The following is a 1,812-nucleotide window of genomic DNA, read 5'->3' as shown; positions in this document are numbered from 1 at the left end:
GTCATACACCTTGTTTGGTGGCTTCTTGGCGGTATCTTGGACTGACTTGGTGCAAGGACTGTTGATGGCCGCGGCCTTGTTGATCGTGCCGTTTGTTATCATGGACGGCAGCATTTTCAAATTGGGCCGTGATGTTGCCGCAATCAACCCTGAGCTGATGACGTTATGGCGTGATGTAGATGGTGAGCCACTCACTTGGATCAGTATCGTCTCTTTGGCGGCCTGGGGCTTAGGTTACTTTGGCCAGCCACATATCTTGGCGCGTTTCCAAGCGACTCGCTCCAATAAAGACATTACCACGGCGCGTCGTATCGCAGTGGGTTGGTCTGCATTATCCATGGTCGGTGCGGTCTTGATCGGTTTAGTGGGTATTTTGTACGTGCAGAATGATATGTCAGGCACCCTGGCTGACGGTGAAAAAATCTTCATGTTGTTGGTCAATGCGGCATTCCATCCAGTGATTGCAGGTATCCTGTTGGCGGCAATTTTAGCGGCGATTATGAGTACAGCAGATTCTCAACTATTGGTATCGTCGTCTGCGCTCGCGGAAGATTTTTACAAGCAAGTTTTCCGTCCGGACGCATCGACCCAAGAAGTGGTCATGGTCGGTCGTGGTGCGGTTATCTTGCTGTCTGCGATTGCGCTTGGCTTAGCCATGGACCCTGATAGCTCTGTTCTGGGTCTGGTGTCTTATGCTTGGGCTGGCTTTGGTGCCGCATTTGGTCCTGCCTTGTTGCTCAGCCTGTTCTGGCGTGAAATGAACCGCAATGGTGCGCTGGCTGCGATTCTTGTGGGCGGGATTACCGTGGTGGTTTGGAAACAAATACCTGGCGGTATCTTCGATTTGTATGAAATCGTCCCTGGCTTCTTGTTTGCGGGCTTGAGTGCCATTATCGTAAGTAAGTTGACGGGCGGGCCAACTGATTCTGTTACTAAACAATATGAATCATATGAAAAGAGCTTAAAGACTATGCCTTAAACGCAATGAGCGTATAAGCCCATTGGTTTATCTTGCATGTGAAACTTATCAGGGAGCGTTTAACGCTCCCTTTTTACATCATCATCACGCAGTATCATTGCTTTGGCGAACACAGTTACGTCCATCGCGTTTGGCCCGGTATAAGGCTTGATCGGCTTTCTTTAACCCATCGACATAGTCTGATGCCTGGTGGTTACTTGCCACGCCAATACTGACGGTAATACTAAGCGAGGGAGCAATATCGTTTAGATCTAACGCCGCAATTCGGCGTCTTAAGCCGTCAAAATAGCGATAACCGTCTGCAGGCGTTCCCGCTAATAAAAGCGTAAATTCTTCACCGCCCCAACGAGCGATATGACGCAAATGTGTCTGCTCGCGAAGAAGTAAGCTACCGACTCGCTGAATAATTTGATCCCCCACCAGGTGAGAATAGTGATCATTAATGCGTTTAAAATGATCAATGTCTAAGATCGCGACTTGCAAATCTGTCCCGGATTGGCGCGACTCTTCGAATACCTGATGCCAATATTCATCAAAGGCTCGTCGATTGGCCAGTCCAGTGAGGGCGTCTTCTTTAGACATTCGTTCGAAGTCATCGGCTTGGGCTTGTAAGGCCTGGGTTTTCTCTTCGACTAACGCTTCGAGTTGGATAGCTTTTTTCTTCATGTGTCGAATACGCCACATAAACGCGGCGTAGGCCGCAAGCACAGTCAGCAAAAAGCCTAGCGCTCGCACATCAGCGCGTTGCCAAAGTGATGGCATAACGCTGAAGTGATAACTGAGCACATCATCACTCCAGTCGCTATAAGGATAGCGAGCACTTACTTTAAAAG

The 1,812-nt window shown here is 49.1% G+C and carries 2 protein-coding genes; one reads left to right on the top strand and one right to left on the bottom strand.

The window, feature by feature from the left end; translation table 11 throughout:
• The coding region (locus tag BZG79_RS15145; RefSeq protein ID WP_077774819.1) for a sodium/solute symporter at window positions 1–979 on the top strand (979 nt) is incomplete at its 5' end.
• 84 nt (window positions 980–1,063) lie between these two features.
• Here BZG79_RS15145 and BZG79_RS15140 read toward each other — a convergent pair.
• On the bottom strand, window positions 1,064–1,812 hold a 749-nt coding region (locus BZG79_RS15140), incomplete at its 5' end, for a GGDEF domain-containing protein (protein ID WP_199878018.1).

Source organism: Salinivibrio sp. MA427, assembly GCF_001996115.1.
Taxonomy (GTDB): Bacteria; Pseudomonadota; Gammaproteobacteria; order Enterobacterales; family Vibrionaceae; genus Salinivibrio; species Salinivibrio costicola.
Note: the sequence above shows the minus strand (reverse complement) of the source record. Positions and strands in the feature narration are given on the sequence as shown.